This window comes from Stenotrophomonas sp. SrG (assembly GCF_050031795.1).
Lineage (GTDB): Bacteria > Pseudomonadota > Gammaproteobacteria > Xanthomonadales > Xanthomonadaceae > Stenotrophomonas > Stenotrophomonas rhizophila_A.
In genome coordinates this window covers 1-244 of sequence record NZ_JBNBBE010000849.1, presented here as the reverse complement: position 1 = coordinate 244, position 244 = coordinate 1, and the positions used below count along the sequence as shown (strand labels likewise).

1 protein-coding gene is annotated in these 244 nt (G+C 72.1%); it reads left to right on the top strand.

The genetic code is table 11. The features are described 5' to 3' along the window. On the top strand, positions 1-244 hold a 244-nt coding region (locus ACQG3P_RS21940; protein WP_426806230.1), incomplete at both ends, for a hypothetical protein.

Below are 244 nucleotides of genomic sequence, written 5' to 3'. Positions count from 1 at the left end.
CCGCTCTGGCGGGGTGTGCCGGGTCGAGCGCCCGGGCGTGCGTCACTACGGTTCAGCGGCGGGCCTGCCGACCAGCACCGGGTTCCGTTTCGCCGAAGACGGCAGGGGCCGCTTATGGGCCGCCACCTTTACCGGCCCGCACTTCCTGCAGGGCCAGCGCTGGGTGCGGCCCACGCAGGCGATGGGCTATCCGGGACGACAGGCGCGCACGTTGTTCCCCGATCGCGAGGGCAATGTGTGGGTG